Genomic DNA, 15392 nt, shown 5'->3' on the forward strand with positions numbered 1-15392 from the left:
AGGCAGGTCGTGTAACGTATACTACGGCCTTATTAATTCATCATCTATGACAGAGGAACATGTATGGGTGGTATCAGTATTTGGCAGTTGTTGATCATTGCCGTCATCGTTGTACTGCTATTTGGCACCAAGAAACTCGGCTCCATCGGTTCCGACCTTGGCGCGTCTATTAAAGGCTTCAAGAAAGCGATGGGTGATGATGAACCTAAGCAGGATAAAACCAGCCAGGACGCTGATTTTACCGCTAAATCCATCACCGATAAGCAGGGTGAAGTGAAGAAAGAAGACGCCAAAAGCCAAGATAAAGAGCAGGTATAATCCGTGTTTGATATCGGTTTTAGCGAACTGTTATTGGTGTTCGTTATCGGCCTCATCGTACTGGGGCCACAACGATTGCCAGTGGCAGTAAAAACGGTCGCGGGCTGGGTCCGTGCGCTGCGCTCTCTTGCAACTACTGTGCAGAATGAACTGACCCAGGAGCTTAAGCTTCAGGAGTTTCAGGACAGCCTGAAGAAAGTAGAGAAAGCGAGCCTGACAAATTTGACGCCGGAGCTGAAAGCATCGATGGATGAGCTGCGTGAAGCGGCTGAGTCGATGAAGCGTTCTTACAGCGTGCACGATCCTGAGAAAGCGAGCGATGAAGCGCACACTATCCATAACCCTGTAGTGAAAGGAAGTGAAGCGCAGCACGAGGGGGTTACCCCTGCTACTGCTGAAGCACAGGCCAGTTCGCCGGAGCAAAAACCGGAATCCACGGGTGCTGACACGCCGGAGTTGAAAGACACTGCTTCCGTTACGTCGATGGACGCGGAAAAGAAACCTGCCGCACCTGCTGTCGAATCCTCACCCTCGTCGAGTGATAAACCGTAAACATGTCTGTAGAAGATACTCAACCGCTCATCACGCATCTTATTGAGCTGCGTAAGCGACTCCTGAACTGCATTATTGCGGTTATGGTGATCTTTCTGGCGTTGGTTTATTTTGCCAACGACATTTACCATATGGTTGCGGCACCGCTGATTAAGCAGATGCCGCAGGGCGCAACGATGATCGCCACCGATGTGGCTTCACCGTTCTTTACCCCGATAAAGCTAACCTTTATGGTGTCGCTGATCCTGTCGGCACCAGTGATCCTGTACCAGGTATGGGCATTTATTGCGCCTGCTTTGTATAAGCATGAACGTCGCCTTGTCGTGCCGCTGCTGGTCTCAAGTTCGCTGTTGTTCTATATCGGGATGGCATTCGCCTATTTTGTCGTCTTCCCGTTGGCGTTTGGCTTCCTTGCCAACACAGCTCCGCAAGGCGTGCAGGTTTCGACAGACATTGCCAGTTATCTCAGCTTTGTCATGGCGCTGTTTATGGCGTTTGGTGTCTCTTTTGAGGTTCCTGTCGCCATTGTATTGTTGTGCTGGATGGGCATTACGACACCTGAGGACTTACGTAAGAAACGTCCTTACGTAGTTGTCGGGGCATTTGTCGTGGGGATGTTACTGACTCCACCAGATGTCTTCTCGCAAACGCTGTTGGCGATACCGATGTACTGCCTGTTTGAGGTGGGTGTTTTCTTCTCTCGTTTTTATGTCGGCAAGCGACGTACGCGAGACGAAGACAACGAGGCTGAGAATGCGAAAGAAGCCGAAGCCACCGAGAAAACCGAAGAGTAAATTCAGCCGCCCGTAAGGGCGGTTGTCATATGGGAGGAAGCATGTTTGATATTGGCGTTAATCTAACCAGTTCACAATTTGCGAAAGACAGGGATGAGGTTGTGGCGCGCGCCTTTGCTGCGGGTGTAAACGGCATGCTTCTGACCGGAACAAACCTGCATGAAAGCCAGCAGGCGCTAAAGTTGGCACAGCATTATCCACATTGCTGGTCCACAGCTGGCGTCCACCCGCATGACAGTAGCCAATGGCAATCCTCAACAGAGGCGGAAATTATTGCACTGGCGAACCAGTCCGAAGTGGTCGCCATTGGTGAGTGTGGACTGGATTTCAATCGTAATTACTCCACTGCGCAGGAACAGGAACGGGCTTTTGAGGCGCAATTGCGTATTGCCGCTGAATTGCAGATGCCTGTTTTCATGCATTGTCGGGATGCCCACGAACGTTTTTTGACGCTGCTGGAACCCTGGCTGGACAGCCTCCCCGGCGCAGTGCTGCACTGTTTCACTGGCTCGCGCCGGGAGATGCAGGACTGCGTGGACAGAGGGCTTTATATCGGGATTACCGGATGGGTCTGCGATGAGCGTCGGGGTATGGAACTACGGGAGCTACTGCCGTTTATCCCGGTGGAAAGGCTGCTGATAGAAACAGACGCGCCCTATTTACTCCCACGCGATCTGGCCCCGAAGCCGACTTCCCGACGCAATGAACCTGCACACCTGCCGCATATTCTTGAGCGTATTGCGCACTGGCGCGGGGAAGATCCTCAGTGGCTATCAACGGCGATTGATGCCAACGTCAGAACGTTATTCGAAGTGACCTTCTGAGTCTGTTTATATTTTTCGAAAGCCGGTGTTTTTCACGCTCTGCTTAACCTCTTTATTCAACAGGTTAAGCAGGAGCATGGAACGTGCTTCGCCGTCGGGTTCGGTGAAAATCGCCTTCAACCCTTCAAATGCCCCTTCAGTGATAATGACGCAGTCTCCAGGATGCGGCGTTTCCGGGTCAACAATTCCTTCGGGCTTGTAGATAGAAAGCTGGTGAATGACGGGAGAGGGGACGGTGGCTGGTGTCGCTCCAAAACGTACAAAATGGCTAACGCCACGTGTCGCATTGATGGTCGTGGTGTGGATCACTTCCGGATCGAACTCGACAAACATGTAATTAGGGAAAAGTGGCTCACTGACTGTGGTACGTTTACCACGCACCATTTTTTCCAGGGTGATCATTGGCGTCAAACAGTTTACTGCTTGTCTTTCCAGGTGTTCCTGGGCACGTTGAAGTTGCCCGCGTTTGCAGTACAGTAAATACCAGGCTTGCATAATAACTCTTATCCGCTTGTTCTGAGCGCAAGCATAGCAAAAGTCATTATACACTTCATCTTTCAAGCCTCATCGGTGTTGGTTGCCAGAGTTCACGCTAATTTAACAAAAATACAGCATCACAATGATGAACGCCGTATAATGAGGCGCTTACACAGAGGCCATAATGGACGCCATGAAATATCACGATTTACGCGACTTCCTGACGCAGCTTGAACAGCAGGGCGAGCTCAAACGTATTACGCTTCCAGTGGATCCCCATCTGGAGATCACTGAAATTGCCGATCGCACCTTGCGTGCCGGTGGGCCTGCGCTGCTGTTTGAGAATCCAAAAGGCTATTCAATGCCGGTGCTGTGCAATCTGTTTGGCACGCCGAAGCGTGTCGCCATGGGGATGGGGCAAGAAGATGTCTCAGCACTACGGGAAGTTGGTAAGCTGTTGGCGTTTTTGAAAGAGCCGGAGCCGCCGAAAGGATTCCGCGATCTGTTTGATAAGCTGCCACAGTTCAAGCAGGTGCTGAACATGCCGACCAAACGGCTACGCGGTGCGCCTTGTCAGCAAAAAATCTACTCAGGCGATGACGTTGATTTAAACCGCATTCCGATTATGACCTGCTGGCCGGAAGATGCAGCGCCACTGATTACATGGGGACTCACCGTCACGCGTGGTCCGCATAAAGAGCGACAGAATCTGGGTATTTATCGCCAACAGTTGATTGGCAAAAATAAGCTCATTATGCGTTGGCTTTCACATCGTGGCGGCGCGCTGGATTATCAGGAGTGGTGCGCTGCACACCCTGGTGAGCGTTTCCCAGTCTCCGTTGCGTTAGGGGCAGACCCGGCGACCATTCTGGGCGCGGTGACCCCTGTACCTGATACATTATCAGAGTACGCCTTCGCCGGGCTGCTGCGTGGCACCAAGACCGAAGTCGTCAAATGCATCTCCAACGATCTCGAAGTACCCGCCAGCGCTGAAATCGTACTGGAAGGTTATATCGAGCCGGGTGAACTGGCACCGGAAGGACCGTATGGCGATCATACGGGTTATTACAATGAAGTGGATAGCTTCCCGGTTTTCACCGTCACCCACATTACCCAACGTGAAGATGCGATTTATCACTCCACCTACACCGGACGCCCACCAGATGAGCCAGCGGTTCTCGGTGTGGCGCTGAATGAGGTCTTTGTTCCTATTCTGCAAAAGCAGTTCCCGGAAATCGTCGACTTTTATCTGCCGCCGGAAGGTTGTTCTTATCGACTGGCCGTGGTGACGATGAAAAAACAGTACGCGGGTCATGCCAAACGCGTCATGATGGGCGTTTGGTCATTTTTGCGTCAGTTTATGTACACCAAATTTGTTATTGTCTGCGATGATGATGTCAACGCACGTGACTGGAACGATGTGATTTGGGCAATTACTACCCGTATGGACCCGGCCCGGGATACGGTACTGGTAGAGAATACGCCGATTGATTACCTGGACTTTGCCTCGCCGGTTTCCGGCCTTGGTTCAAAAATGGGGCTGGATGCCACAAATAAATGGCCGGGTGAAACCCAACGAGAGTGGGGACGCCCGATTAAAAAAGATCCTGAAGTGACTGCGCGTATTGACGCAATTTGGGATGAATTAGCCATCTTTAATGACGGCAAAAGCGCCTGAGGCGCGATCGTTTTGCCTATTGATCCGACAGAGAGAGCGCATGACAACCTTAAGCTGTAAAGTGACCTCGGTAGAAGCTATCACTGACACCGTATATCGCGTACGTTTAGTGCCGGACGCGGCGTTTTCCTTTCGTGCAGGTCAGTATTTAATGGTCGTGATGGACGAACGTGATAAACGCCCGTTCTCCATGGCATCTACGCCGGATGAGCATGGGTTCATTGAGCTGCACGTGGGTGCTTCTGAGCTAAATCTTTATGCCATGGCTGTTATGGACCGAATTCTGAAAGATCGGGAAATTAAGGTCGATATCCCGCACGGTGAAGCCTGGCTGCGGGATGATGAGAATCGTCCGCTGATCCTGATTGCCGGAGGTACAGGGTTCTCTTACGTGCGTTCTATTCTGCTTACCGCGCTGGCGCGCAATCCAAACCGCGATATCACTATTTACTGGGGCGGGCGCGAAGAGAAGCATCTCTACGATCTCTCAGAGCTGGAAGCATTGTCGGTGAATCACCCGAACCTGCGCGTTGAGCCGGTGGTAGAGCAGCCTGAAGACGGCTGGCGTGGTCGTACGGGAACCGTATTAACGGCAGTATTACAGGATTACGGCACTCTGGCGGAACATGATATTTATATCGCCGGGCGTTTCGAGATGGCTAAAATCGCGCGCGACCTGTTCTGCAATGAACGTAGTGCGCGTGAAGATCGCCTGTTTGGCGACGCTTTCGCGTTCATTTAAGCGCTGTGCGCCGGATCCCTTCCGGCGCATCCATTACCAACCTTACTTCTTCTAACTGGGTGCAAACCCGGTCTTGTTGTTTCTCTTTTTCAGCATATTTTTTAGTAAACATGTTTTTTCTATCTATTAATCATAAAACTGAGTTTTTGTGACGGGTTTCATTTTGTTTAGTAAACAAAATGGGCAAGCTGTATCGCATCACATTGCGGGACGTCAGCGAGGGAAAACCATGAGGCTCGGACTGGATATCGGCGGGACTAAAATTGAAGCGGTGGTGATTGATAACACGGGTGAAATTGTTTACCGCGAGCGATGTGCGACACCAAAGCTGAGTTACGGTGATTTTTTCCAGGCTGTGACCGAGATGATTGCTAAGGCGAGACAGGCCGTTAATCAGCCTTTATCGGTGGGTATCGGGGTGCCCGGCGCGGTGGATAGCGAAGGTTTGATTAAGAATTCCAATATCCTGGTGCTGAATCAGCAGGCTTTTTCGCAAGATCTTGAGCGTGCATTAGGAATGCCAGTACCCGTAACTAATGACGCCAACTGCTTCACACTGTCGGAAGCGATGGACGGTAGCGGACGGGGCTATCGTGTCGTATTTGGCGTTATCCTCGGTACCGGATGCGGCGGTGGACTATGCATCGATAACCGTTTGATCTCTGGACCTAACGCCTGTTCAGGAGAGTGGGGACATAATGCATTGCCGCGCTACCACGAATCTCGGGACGGGGCTGAAGTGACATGCTATTGCGGACAGGTGAACTGTATTGAGAGCTTTATTTCCGGCAGCGGCCTGGAGCGTCAGTATATGAATCACACCGCGCAACATGCAGGTGTGCCACATATTATGCAGCGGGTAGAATCGGGTGATGCAGATGCCTGTTTGTTATGGGAACTCTATTGCGATCAGCTGGCGCGCGCGTTGGCGGGGGTGGTGAATACGCTCGATCCCGATGTTATCGTGCTGGGCGGTGGGGTATCCAATATCACTTTACTGTACTCAGGCTTGCAGGCGCGAGTGGCGCAGTACGTATTTGGTAAACAGTGCCGTACGCCGATCGTTCAGGCCCGACACGGTGACAGCAGCGGCGTACGCGGCGCGGCCTGGCTGGGGGCGCAAAAGGCCAGCGTAAATCAATGAGAGTGACATGACGAAACCTGTACGTATCAGGGACATTGCCGAAGCCTGCGGCGTTTCAGTTGGCGCGGTTTCCCGCGCCCTGAAAGGGCAGCCGGGGCTACGTGAAGATACCCGGCTGCGCATTATTTCTGTGGCGCAGCAGCAGGGTTATGATTTTTCCCGTCTGCGCACTGACAAGATCAAACGCGTCCTGTTTTTGCTGCACCGCCAGCACAATATCAGCCGGGCATTGCCGTTTTACTCGCAGCTGCTGCTGGGTATCGATGATGCCTGCCGGGATCAGGGTATTGCGCTGAGTTTTCTCTCTATAGGCCCAGGTGATGCAGTGAGTGAGCAGGTGATGCTGCACCAGCCGGATGCGCTGATCTGCGCCGGTTTTTTTGAGCCTGAATTACTTGGCTTGCTGCAACAGATGAAATTGCCGTTGGTGCTGGTGGATCTGTGGGCTCCAGGTTTGCCATGCGTCAATCCGGACAATACCCAGGGCGGCTATCTGGCGACAAAACACTTGATCGAACAGGGGCGCAGCCGTATCGCTTTTCTTGCCAGTTCGCTTGCGCACTACAGCATCCGTCAGCGCGAGAAGGGCTACCGTCAGGCATTGTATGAGGCCCGTTTGCTGATGCCGCCAGAATACGACGCCGTTGCGCCACCGCTGCTGGATACCGAGCAATCCCTGGTGGAAGCGGTTAATGAGCTTTTCAGGCTGCCGGAGCCGCCTGATGCCATTTTTGCCTATAACGACGCGGCGGCGATGGTTGTTCAGCGGGTGTGTGCGCAGCAGGATATACGTATCCCGGAAGATCTCGCGCTGGTGGGGTTTGATGATATCGATGCTGCGGCCTGGTCACATCCGCCGCTGACCACTATTGCGGTTGATAAAAAGCAACTGGGGCGTGAAGCGCTGCGTTTATTGCTGGAAGAGAAACTGGAAGAGAATCTGCTGTTGCCGGTGCAATTAGTGGTGCGTGGTAGTTCAGGGAAATAAAAAACCCGCCCCTGACAGGCGGGAAGAACGGCAACTAAACCTTTCCCCGTCATAATTCACTCTGCCTCTTTGTTGGCTGCCTTTGCTCACCCCGGTCACATAGTTATCTATGCTCCCGGGGATTCGCTCAGTTGCCGCCGCGATGCAGCGCGAATTATTTAGGGGAATTTATCTTTGATTAAACTCGCTCAAATACCGTCGCGATGCCCTGACCTAACCCGATACACATCGTTGCCAGACCAAACTGCACGTCTTTGCGTTCCATCAGGTTGAGCAGGGTGGTGCTAATCCGCGCGCCGGAACATCCTAGTGGGTGGCCCAGGGCGATCGCGCCGCCGTTGAGGTTGATCTTCTCGTCTATCTGCTCCATCAGCCCCAGATCTTTAATGCACGGCAGGATCTGGGCGGCAAAGGCTTCGTTCATCTCAAACAAGCCGATGTCGCTGGAGGAGAGTCCCGCTTTTTTCAGCGCCAGTTTTGAGGCCGGAACCGGACCGTAACCCATGATTGACGGGTCGCAGCCAACAACAGCCATCGAACGAATACGGGCACGCGGCGTCAGACCCAGCTCACGGGCGCGACTTTCACTCATGACCAGCATCGCCGCTGCTCCGTCAGAGAGCGCGGAGGAGGTACCGGCAGTGACCGTTCCGCTCACCGGATCGAACGCTGGGCGCAGGGTGGAGAGCGCTTCAACGGTTGTCTCCGGGCGGATAACCTCATCGTAGTTAAACTGCTTCAGCACGCCGTCGGCATCATGACCGCCGGTCGGGATGATTTCGTTTTTAAATGCGCCAGACTGTGTTGCAGCCCAGGCGCGAGCATGTGAACGTGCGGCGAAAGCATCCTGCATTTCACGGCTGATGCCGTGCATGCGGGAGAGCATTTCTGCCGTCAGCCCCATCATCCCCGCAGCTTTTGCTACGTTGCGGCTCATGCCTGGATGGAAATCAACGCCGTGGCTCATTGGCACATGGCCCATATGCTCCACGCCACCAATCAGGCACGCCTGAGCATCGCCGGTCATGATCATACGTGCCGCGTCGTGCAGCGCCTGCATTGATGAACCGCACAGGCGGTTCACGGTGACCGCCGGAACGGAGTGCGGGATTTCCGCCAGCAGCGCGGCGTTACGGGCGATGTTGAAACCCTGCTCCAGCGTTTGCTGCACACAGCCCCAGTAAATGTCATCCAGCGCGGTTGGCTCCAGTGCCGGATTACGCGCCAGCAGGCTACGCATTAAGTGTGCGGAGAGATCTTCTGCCCGTACGTTACGAAACGCGCCCCCTTTTGAACGGCCCATCGGGGTACGGATCGCATCAACAATTACAACCTGTTCCATTGTGACTCCTTAAGCCGTTTTCAGGCTGCCAACCGGGCGGGCAGGCTCAACCTGGGGATAATACGGTTCGTTATGGCGCGCCTTATCACGCAGACCAGCCGGAACTTCATACAGCGCTCCGAGGTGCTGATACTGCTGAGCCATATCGAGATACTTCGCGCTGCCGAGCGTATCCAGCCAGCGGAACGCGCCGCCGTGGAACGGAGGGAAGCCCAGGCCATACACCAGCGCCATATCGGCTTCTGCCGGGCTGGCGATAATGCCTTCTTCCAGGCACCGTACCACTTCGTTGACCATTGGGATCATCATGCGAGCGATAATCTCTTCATCACTGAATTCGCGTTTCGGCTGGCTGACTTCTGCCAGCAGATCATCAACGGTGGCATCCTCTTCTTTTTTCGGCTTGCCCTTGTTGTCTTCTTTATAACGCCAAAATCCGAGGCCGTTTTTCTGCCCGAAACGGCTGGCATCAAACAGCGCATCAATCGCATCGCGATAATCTTTCTGCATACGCTGTGGGAAGCCCGCGGACATTACCGCCTGTGCGTGATGTGCGGTATCAATACCCACCACGTCCAGCAGATAAGCTGGGCCCATTGGCCAGCCAAACTGTTTTTCCATGACTTTGTCGACTTTGCGGAAATCCGCCCCATCGCGTAGCAGCTGGCTGAAACCGGCAAAATACGGGAACAGCACGCGGTTCACGAAGAAACCGGGGCAATCGTTGACCACAATTGGCGTTTTGCCCATCTGGCTTGCCCACGCGACAACTTTGGCGATGGTTTCATCCGAGCTTTTCTCGCCGCGAATGATCTCAACCAGCGGCATACGGTGCACCGGGTTAAAGAAGTGCATCCCACAGAAGTTTTCCGGGCGCTTGAGCGCGCTGGCCAGCTCATTGATTGGGATGGTAGAGGTATTCGACGCCAGTACCGTATCCGGGCGAACTTTGTCTTCAGTCTCCGCCAGCACCGCTTTTTTCACTTTCGGGTTTTCTACGACCGCTTCAACCACCACATCCACACGCTCAAAACCGCTATAGTCGAGGGTTGGATGAATAGTGGAAATCACGCCCGCCATTTTTAGACCGTCAATTTTGCCGCGCTCAAGCTGTTTGTTCAGCAGTTTGGCCGCTTCGGTCATGCCCAGCGTTAATGATTTGTCGTTGATATCTTTCATCACAACCGGCACGCCTTTCCAGGCTGACTGGTAAGCGATGCCACCGCCCATAATGCCTGCACCCAGCACTGCCGCTTGCTTTGGTGCTTCAATATTTTTGGTGAGCTTTTTGGCTTTGGCTTTCACGAACTGATCGTTAAGGAAGATCCCAACCAGCGCGCGGGCTTCACTGGTGTGCGCCAGTGGCACAAAGCTTTTATTTTCCAGATTCAGTGCTTCTTCACGGCCAAAACGGGCCGCTGCTTCAATGGTTTTTACCGCGGTAATCGGTGCGGGATAATGCTTACCTGCCGTCTGCGCCACCATGCCTTTGGCGATGGTAAAGCTCATAGCCGCTTCAATTTTGCTGAGTTTCAACGGCTCCAGCTTCGGCTGACGTTTGGCTTTCCAGTCAAGGTCGCCGTTAATCGCCTGACGTAATACGGCAATCGCGCCATCAAGCAGTTTGTCTTGCTTCACCACGCCATCGACCAGGCCGATTTTTAGCGCCTGGTCAGCGCCAACATCTTTACCTGCCGCAATAATTTCCAGCGCGCTGTCCGCACCCAGCATACGTGGCATACGCACGGAGCCGCCAAAGCCCGGCATAATGCCCAGTTTGGTTTCCGGCAGACCGATGCTCAGGTCTGGTGTTGCCAGACGATAATCGGTTGCCAGGACACACTCGCAGCCACCGCCCAGCGCGTAACCGTTTACCGCAGAGAGGGTCGGAACAGGCAGATCTTCGAGGCGGTTAAAGACGCTGTTGGCAAAATGCAGCCACTGGCTTAACTGTTCTTCAGGCACGAGGAACAGTGAAAGGAATTCGGTGATATCGGCACCAACAATAAAGGCTGCTTTGTTAGAACGCAGCAGCAGCCCTTTTAAATTCGGTTGTTTTTCCAGCACATCAAGCGCATGGCCCAGGCTGGCAACGGTGGCCGTGTCGAGTTTATTGACCGAACCAGGGGCATCGAACACCAGTTCGGCGATGCCATCTTCCAGCCAGTCGAGGTACAGGGTGTCGCCTTTGTAAAGCATGTCAGTCTCCTGAATCCGCAAGGTGATCTGGTCATACCAGATGAATCGAAGTGTGTATTTTGTGTTAATAAAATGCAAATGAATGATTAAAGAAATGACGATTTGATCACGCTCGGCAGAAATCACGCACTCACAAGGCGATGTGCTAAGATGCGGAGACTTGAGGTCAAAAAAACAGAAGGATAGAAAATGGAATCACTGGCCGCTCTCTATAAAAATCATATCGTTACCCTACAAGAACGGACGCGCGACGCACTGGAACGCTTTAAGCTGGATGCGTTACTTATTCACTCAGGTGAGCTGATTAACGTCTTTCTCGACGATCATCCATATCCGTTTAAGGTTAATCCGCAGTTCAAAGCCTGGGTGCCTGTAACGCAGGTTCCTAACTGCTGGTTGCTGGTGGATGGCGTGAACAAGCCGAAACTGTGGTTCTACCTGCCGGTCGATTACTGGCACAACGTTGAGCCGTTGCCGACCTCCTTCTGGACGGAAGAAATTGAGATCATCGCGCTGCCAAAAGCGGATGGTATTGGTAGTCAACTGCCTGCGGCTCGCGGCAATATCGGTTACATTGGTCCGGTTCCTGAACGCGCACTGCAGCTGGATATCGCGGCCAGCAACATCAACCCGAAAGGGGTGATCGACTACCTGCACTATTACCGCGCCTATAAAACAGATTACGAACTGGCCTGTATGCGCGAAGCGCAGAAAATGGCGGTGAATGGACACCGTGCCGCGGAAGAAGCGTTCCGTTCCGGAATGAGCGAGTTTGACATCAACCTCGCTTACCTGACGGCTACCGGTCATCGTGACACCGACGTGCCGTACAGCAATATCGTTGCACTTAACGAGCATGCTTCGGTTCTGCATTACACCAAGCTGGATCATCAGGCTCCGTCTGAAATCCGCAGCTTCCTGCTGGACGCGGGTGCGGAATATAACGGCTATGCGGCAGACCTGACGCGTACCTGGTCGGCGAAAAGCGACAACGACTATGCGCATCTGGTGAAAGATGTGAATGACGAGCAACTGGCGCTGATTGCCACGATGAAAGCAGGCACCAGCTATGTGGATTACCACATTCAGTTCCATCAGCGCATCGCGAAACTGCTGCGTAAGCATCAAATCATCACCGATATGAGTGAAGAGGCGATGGTAGAAAACGATCTTACCGGGCCGTTTATGCCGCACGGCATTGGTCACCCGCTGGGTCTGCAGGTGCATGATGTTGCTGGCTTTATGCAGGATGATACGGGCACACACCTTGCCGCGCCGTCGAAGTATCCTTATCTGCGTTGCACCCGCGTTTTGCAACCGGGCATGGTTCTGACCATCGAACCGGGCATCTACTTTATTGAATCGCTGTTGGCACCGTGGCGTGAAGGGCAATTCAGCAAACACTTCAACTGGCAGAAAATCGAAGCCCTGAAGCCGTTCGGCGGGATTCGTATTGAAGACAACGTGGTGGTCCACGAGAACAATATTGAAAACATGACCCGGGATTTGAAACTGGCGTAATGGACAGTTGGTTAATCCCTGCGGCGCCGGTTAGCGTCGTTGAAGAGATCAAAAAAAGCCGCTTCATTACGTTGCTCGCCCATACGGACGGTGTAGAAGCGGCGAAAGCGTTTGTTGAGTCAGTCAGAGCGGAACACCCGGATGCACGTCATCATTGTGTGGCGTGGGTGGCGGGTGCGCCCAATGACTCGCAACAGCTGGGATTTTCAGACGATGGCGAACCGGCGGGTACCGCAGGCAAACCGATGCTCGCTCAACTGATGGGGAGCGGCGTTGGTGAGATTACTGCGGTGGTGGTGCGCTACTACGGCGGTATCCTTCTCGGTACGGGGGGGTTGGTAAAAGCCTACGGTGGTGGTGTGAATCAGGCGCTGCGCCAGTTAACGACACAGCGCAAGACGCCATTAACCGAATATACTTTGCAGTGTGAGTACGGCCAACTGGCAGGCATTGAAACACTGTTGGGGCAGTTTGACGGTAAAATCGTTTTCAGTGATTACCAGGCATTCGTTCTGCTTCGGGTAGCACTTCCTTATGCGAAAGTGGATGAATTTTCAGCAAAGCTGGCGGATTTTAGTCGTGGTTCATTGCAATTGTTATCGATTGCAGAATAATCCCCACCTCATTTTAAAGAACTAAGGAAGCGGCAGAGATGCATTTTCGCGCCATCACCCGAATCGTTGGACTACTGGTCATCTTATTTTCGGGAACGATGATCATCCCCGGACTGGTAGCACTTATCTACCGTGATGGTGCGGGTCGTGCATTTACCCAAACTTTCTTCGTTGCTCTGGCTATCGGCTCCATGCTGTGGTGGCCAAACCGTAAAGAGAAGGGCGAACTGAAATCCCGTGAAGGGTTTTTGATCGTCGTCTTATTCTGGACCGTGCTGGGGAGCGTGGGTGCGTTGCCGTTCATTTTTGCGGAAAGTCCTAACCTCACGATCACCGATGCTTTTTTTGAATCCTTTTCCGGGTTAACAACCACAGGTGCGACGACGCTGGTGGGGCTGGATTCACTGCCGCATGCCATTCTCTTTTATCGCCAGATGCTGCAATGGTTCGGCGGGATGGGGATCATCGTGCTGGCGGTGGCTATCCTGCCTATTCTTGGCGTGGGTGGCATGCAGCTCTATCGTGCAGAAATGCCGGGGCCGCTGAAAGATAACAAAATGCGCCCACGTATTGCCGAAACGGCGAAAACCTTGTGGCTCATCTATGTGCTATTGACGGTTGCGTGTGCGCTGGCGCTGTGGTTTGCCGGCATGCCTGCCTTTGACGCCATTGGGCACAGCTTCGCCACCATTGCTATCGGCGGCTTTTCCACACACGATGCCAGTGTGGGGTATTTCGACAGCCCCACGATTAACACGATTATTGCTATCTTCCTGCTGATCTCCGGTTGTAACTATGGCCTGCACTTCTCTTTATTAAGCGGGCGTAGTCTGAAGGTCTACTGGCGCGATCCGGAATTCCGCATGTTTATCGGGGTGCAGCTAACGCTGGTGGCCGTCTGTACGCTGGTGTTGTGGATACATAATACCTATGGGTCGGCGCTCACGACGATCAACCAGGCATTTTTCCAGGTGGTATCGATGGCGACGACCGCCGGATTTACTACGGACAGTATTGCTCGCTGGCCGTTGTTCCTGCCGGTGCTGCTACTGTGTTCTGCGTTTATTGGTGGCTGTGCCGGGTCAACGGGCGGTGGCTTGAAGGTGATTCGTATCTTGTTACTGTTCAAACAGGGTAACCGCGAACTGAAGCGACTGGTTCACCCCAATGCGGTCTATAGCATTAAGTTGGGCAACCGAGCGTTGCCGGAACGAATCCTTGAAGCGGTATGGGGCTTCTTTTCTGCCTATGCGCTGGTCTTTATTATCAGTATGCTGGCAATTATTGCGACCGGTGTGGATGACTTCTCTGCGTTTGCCTCAGTTGTGGCGACGCTGAATAACCTCGGGCCTGGGCTGGGGGTTGTTGCCGACAATTTTGCCAGCATGAACCCGGTGGCGAAATGGATCCTGATTGCCAACATGCTGTTTGGTCGTCTGGAGGTCTTTACTCTGCTGGTGCTCTTTACCCCTACTTTCTGGCGTGAATAATGGAGTAACACGTGAAAACACTGATTCTTTTTTCTTCCCGGGACGGACAAACGCGCGAAATCGCTGAGTATCTGGCTTCTGAACTTAAAGAGCTGGGTGTCTGGGCAGATGTCATGAATTTGCATCGTACCGAAGAGCCTGAGTGGAAAAATTATGACAGTGTGGTGATTGGTGCATCAATTCGCTATGGCCATTACCATTCTGCATTTCAGGAATTTGTGAAAAAGCATGCCACGCAGCTGAATACGATGCCGAGTGCGTTTTACTCTGTAAACCTCGTTGCCCGTAAACCGGAAAAACGAACGCCTCAAACTAACAGCTATGCGCGTAAGTTCCTGATGAGTTCGCCGTGGCGACCAGATCACAGTGCAGTCATTGCGGGTGCTTTGCTGTATCCCCGCTATCGCTGGTATGACCGCGTTATGATCCAACTGATAATGAAGATGTCAGGCGGTGAAACGGATACGAAGAAAGAAGTGATCTATACCGACTGGGAACAGGTGGCGGGGTTTGCCCGGGAAATTGCCCAATTAACCAACAAAACGTTGTTAAAATAAACGCAAAGAATAAAAAACACGCACTTGGAAAATTATTTTAAATTTCCCCTTGTCAGCCTGAAATAACTCCCTATAATGCGCCTCCACTGACACGGAACAACGGCACGCAAGCCGCCGGGTCAGCGGGGTTCCACTGAGAACTCCGGCGAAGA

The 15392-nt window shown here is 53.0% G+C and carries 15 protein-coding genes; 12 read left to right on the plus strand and 3 right to left on the minus strand.

The features are described 5' to 3' along the window. Positions 1–63 precede the first annotated feature (63 nt). Genes tatA through tatD form a run of 4 tightly spaced genes read left to right on the plus strand, consistent with a single transcriptional unit; the run spans position 64 to position 2488 of the window. Positions 64–318 (plus strand): Sec-independent protein translocase subunit TatA, encoded by a 255-nt coding sequence (tatA, locus tag SK32_RS23690; protein WP_003017888.1) that lies wholly within the window; start codon positions 64–66, stop codon positions 316–318. Positions 319–321: 3 nt separating this feature from the next. Continuing rightward, complete coding sequence (gene tatB / locus SK32_RS23695) at positions 322–870, plus strand: Sec-independent protein translocase protein TatB (RefSeq protein ID WP_048214091.1); 549 nt, start codon at positions 322–324, stop codon at positions 868–870. A 2-nt stretch (positions 871–872) separates the two neighbouring features. Further along, positions 873–1664, plus strand: coding sequence for a Sec-independent protein translocase subunit TatC (gene tatC / locus SK32_RS23700; RefSeq protein WP_048214092.1), 792 nt, complete (start codon positions 873–875; stop codon positions 1662–1664). A 41-nt stretch (positions 1665–1705) separates the two neighbouring features. Next, positions 1706–2488 carry a 3'-5' ssDNA/RNA exonuclease TatD gene (gene tatD, locus SK32_RS23705; protein WP_048214093.1) on the plus strand — a complete coding sequence of 261 codons (783 nt, stop codon included), beginning with the start codon at positions 1706–1708 and terminating at the stop codon, positions 2486–2488. 6 nt (positions 2489–2494) lie between these two features. On the opposite strand, the gene rfaH is transcribed toward tatD, so the two are convergent. Beyond that, positions 2495–2983: a transcription/translation regulatory transformer protein RfaH gene (gene rfaH / locus SK32_RS23710; RefSeq protein WP_005133248.1), complete on the minus strand. Its 489-nt coding sequence runs from the start codon at positions 2981–2983 to the stop codon at positions 2495–2497. A 166-nt stretch (positions 2984–3149) separates the two neighbouring features. On the opposite strand from rfaH, the gene ubiD reads away from it, so the two are divergent. The 4 genes from ubiD (at position 3150) to SK32_RS23730 (ending at position 7517) form a co-directional block, all read left to right on the plus strand. Then, a complete protein-coding gene (gene ubiD / locus SK32_RS23715) occupies positions 3150–4643 on the plus strand; it encodes a 4-hydroxy-3-polyprenylbenzoate decarboxylase (protein WP_048214094.1) in 1494 nt (497 codons plus the stop codon). A gap of 40 nt (positions 4644–4683) precedes the next feature. Continuing rightward, positions 4684–5385 (plus strand): NAD(P)H-flavin reductase, encoded by a 702-nt coding sequence (gene fre, locus SK32_RS23720; protein WP_048214095.1) that lies wholly within the window; start codon positions 4684–4686, stop codon positions 5383–5385. A gap of 229 nt (positions 5386–5614) precedes the next feature. Next, positions 5615–6529, plus strand: a complete 915-nt coding sequence (locus SK32_RS23725) for an ROK family protein (RefSeq protein ID WP_048214096.1) — start codon at positions 5615–5617, stop codon at positions 6527–6529. A gap of 7 nt (positions 6530–6536) precedes the next feature. Beyond that, a complete protein-coding gene (locus SK32_RS23730; protein WP_048214097.1) occupies positions 6537–7517 on the plus strand; it encodes a LacI family DNA-binding transcriptional regulator in 981 nt (326 codons plus the stop codon). Between the two features lie 178 nt (positions 7518–7695). Here SK32_RS23730 and fadA read toward each other — a convergent pair whose 3' ends face one another. Beyond that, positions 7696–8859, minus strand: coding sequence for an acetyl-CoA C-acyltransferase FadA (gene fadA, locus SK32_RS23735; RefSeq protein WP_048214098.1), 1164 nt, complete (start codon positions 8857–8859; stop codon positions 7696–7698). A 9-nt stretch (positions 8860–8868) separates the two neighbouring features. Further along, positions 8869–11058 carry a fatty acid oxidation complex subunit alpha FadB gene (fadB, locus tag SK32_RS23740; protein WP_048214099.1) on the minus strand — a complete coding sequence of 730 codons (2190 nt, stop codon included), beginning with the start codon at positions 11056–11058 and terminating at the stop codon, positions 8869–8871. 189 nt (positions 11059–11247) lie between these two features. On the opposite strand from fadB, the gene pepQ reads away from it, so the two are divergent. The 4 genes from pepQ to hemG are packed head-to-tail and all read left to right on the plus strand — an operon-like array spanning position 11248 to position 15240. Next, positions 11248–12579 (plus strand): Xaa-Pro dipeptidase, encoded by a 1332-nt coding sequence (pepQ, locus tag SK32_RS23745; RefSeq protein WP_048214100.1) that lies wholly within the window; start codon positions 11248–11250, stop codon positions 12577–12579. Continuing rightward, positions 12579–13193: an IMPACT family protein gene (locus tag SK32_RS23750; protein WP_048214101.1), complete on the plus strand. Its 615-nt coding sequence runs from the start codon at positions 12579–12581 to the stop codon at positions 13191–13193. The genes pepQ and SK32_RS23750 overlap by 1 nt, the downstream gene beginning before the upstream one ends. A gap of 38 nt (positions 13194–13231) precedes the next feature. Further along, positions 13232–14683 carry a Trk system potassium transporter TrkH gene (gene trkH / locus SK32_RS23755; RefSeq protein WP_003017848.1) on the plus strand — a complete coding sequence of 484 codons (1452 nt, stop codon included), beginning with the start codon at positions 13232–13234 and terminating at the stop codon, positions 14681–14683. Between the two features lie 11 nt (positions 14684–14694). Beyond that, a complete protein-coding gene (gene hemG / locus SK32_RS23760) occupies positions 14695–15240 on the plus strand; it encodes a menaquinone-dependent protoporphyrinogen IX dehydrogenase (protein WP_005133225.1) in 546 nt (181 codons plus the stop codon). The last annotated feature ends 152 nt before the right edge of the window (positions 15241–15392 follow it).

The sequence above is a fragment of the Citrobacter sp. MGH100 genome, assembly GCF_001034465.1.
Lineage (GTDB): Bacteria > Pseudomonadota > Gammaproteobacteria > Enterobacterales > Enterobacteriaceae > Citrobacter > Citrobacter youngae.

Excerpts from the sequence above, each read along its gene's own strand:
- tatA (WP_003017888.1), top strand. The coding sequence starts at position 64 with ATGGGTGGTATCAGTATTTGGCAGTTGTTGATCATTGCCGTCATCGTT.
- tatC (WP_048214092.1), top strand. The coding sequence starts at position 873 with ATGTCTGTAGAAGATACTCAACCGCTCATCACGCATCTTATTGAGCTG.
- tatD (WP_048214093.1), top strand. The coding sequence starts at position 1,706 with ATGTTTGATATTGGCGTTAATCTAACCAGTTCACAATTTGCGAAAGAC.
- rfaH (WP_005133248.1), bottom strand. The coding sequence starts at position 2,983 with ATGCAAGCCTGGTATTTACTGTACTGCAAACGCGGGCAACTTCAACGT.
- ubiD (WP_048214094.1), top strand. The coding sequence starts at position 3,150 with ATGGACGCCATGAAATATCACGATTTACGCGACTTCCTGACGCAGCTT.
- fre (WP_048214095.1), top strand. The coding sequence starts at position 4,684 with ATGACAACCTTAAGCTGTAAAGTGACCTCGGTAGAAGCTATCACTGAC.
- SK32_RS23725 (WP_048214096.1), top strand. The coding sequence starts at position 5,615 with ATGAGGCTCGGACTGGATATCGGCGGGACTAAAATTGAAGCGGTGGTG.
- SK32_RS23730 (WP_048214097.1), top strand. The coding sequence starts at position 6,537 with ATGACGAAACCTGTACGTATCAGGGACATTGCCGAAGCCTGCGGCGTT.
- fadA (WP_048214098.1), bottom strand. The coding sequence starts at position 8,859 with ATGGAACAGGTTGTAATTGTTGATGCGATCCGTACCCCGATGGGCCGT.
- fadB (WP_048214099.1), bottom strand. The coding sequence starts at position 11,058 with ATGCTTTACAAAGGCGACACCCTGTACCTCGACTGGCTGGAAGATGGC.
- pepQ (WP_048214100.1), top strand. The coding sequence starts at position 11,248 with ATGGAATCACTGGCCGCTCTCTATAAAAATCATATCGTTACCCTACAA.
- SK32_RS23750 (WP_048214101.1), top strand. The coding sequence starts at position 12,579 with ATGGACAGTTGGTTAATCCCTGCGGCGCCGGTTAGCGTCGTTGAAGAG.
- trkH (WP_003017848.1), top strand. The coding sequence starts at position 13,232 with ATGCATTTTCGCGCCATCACCCGAATCGTTGGACTACTGGTCATCTTA.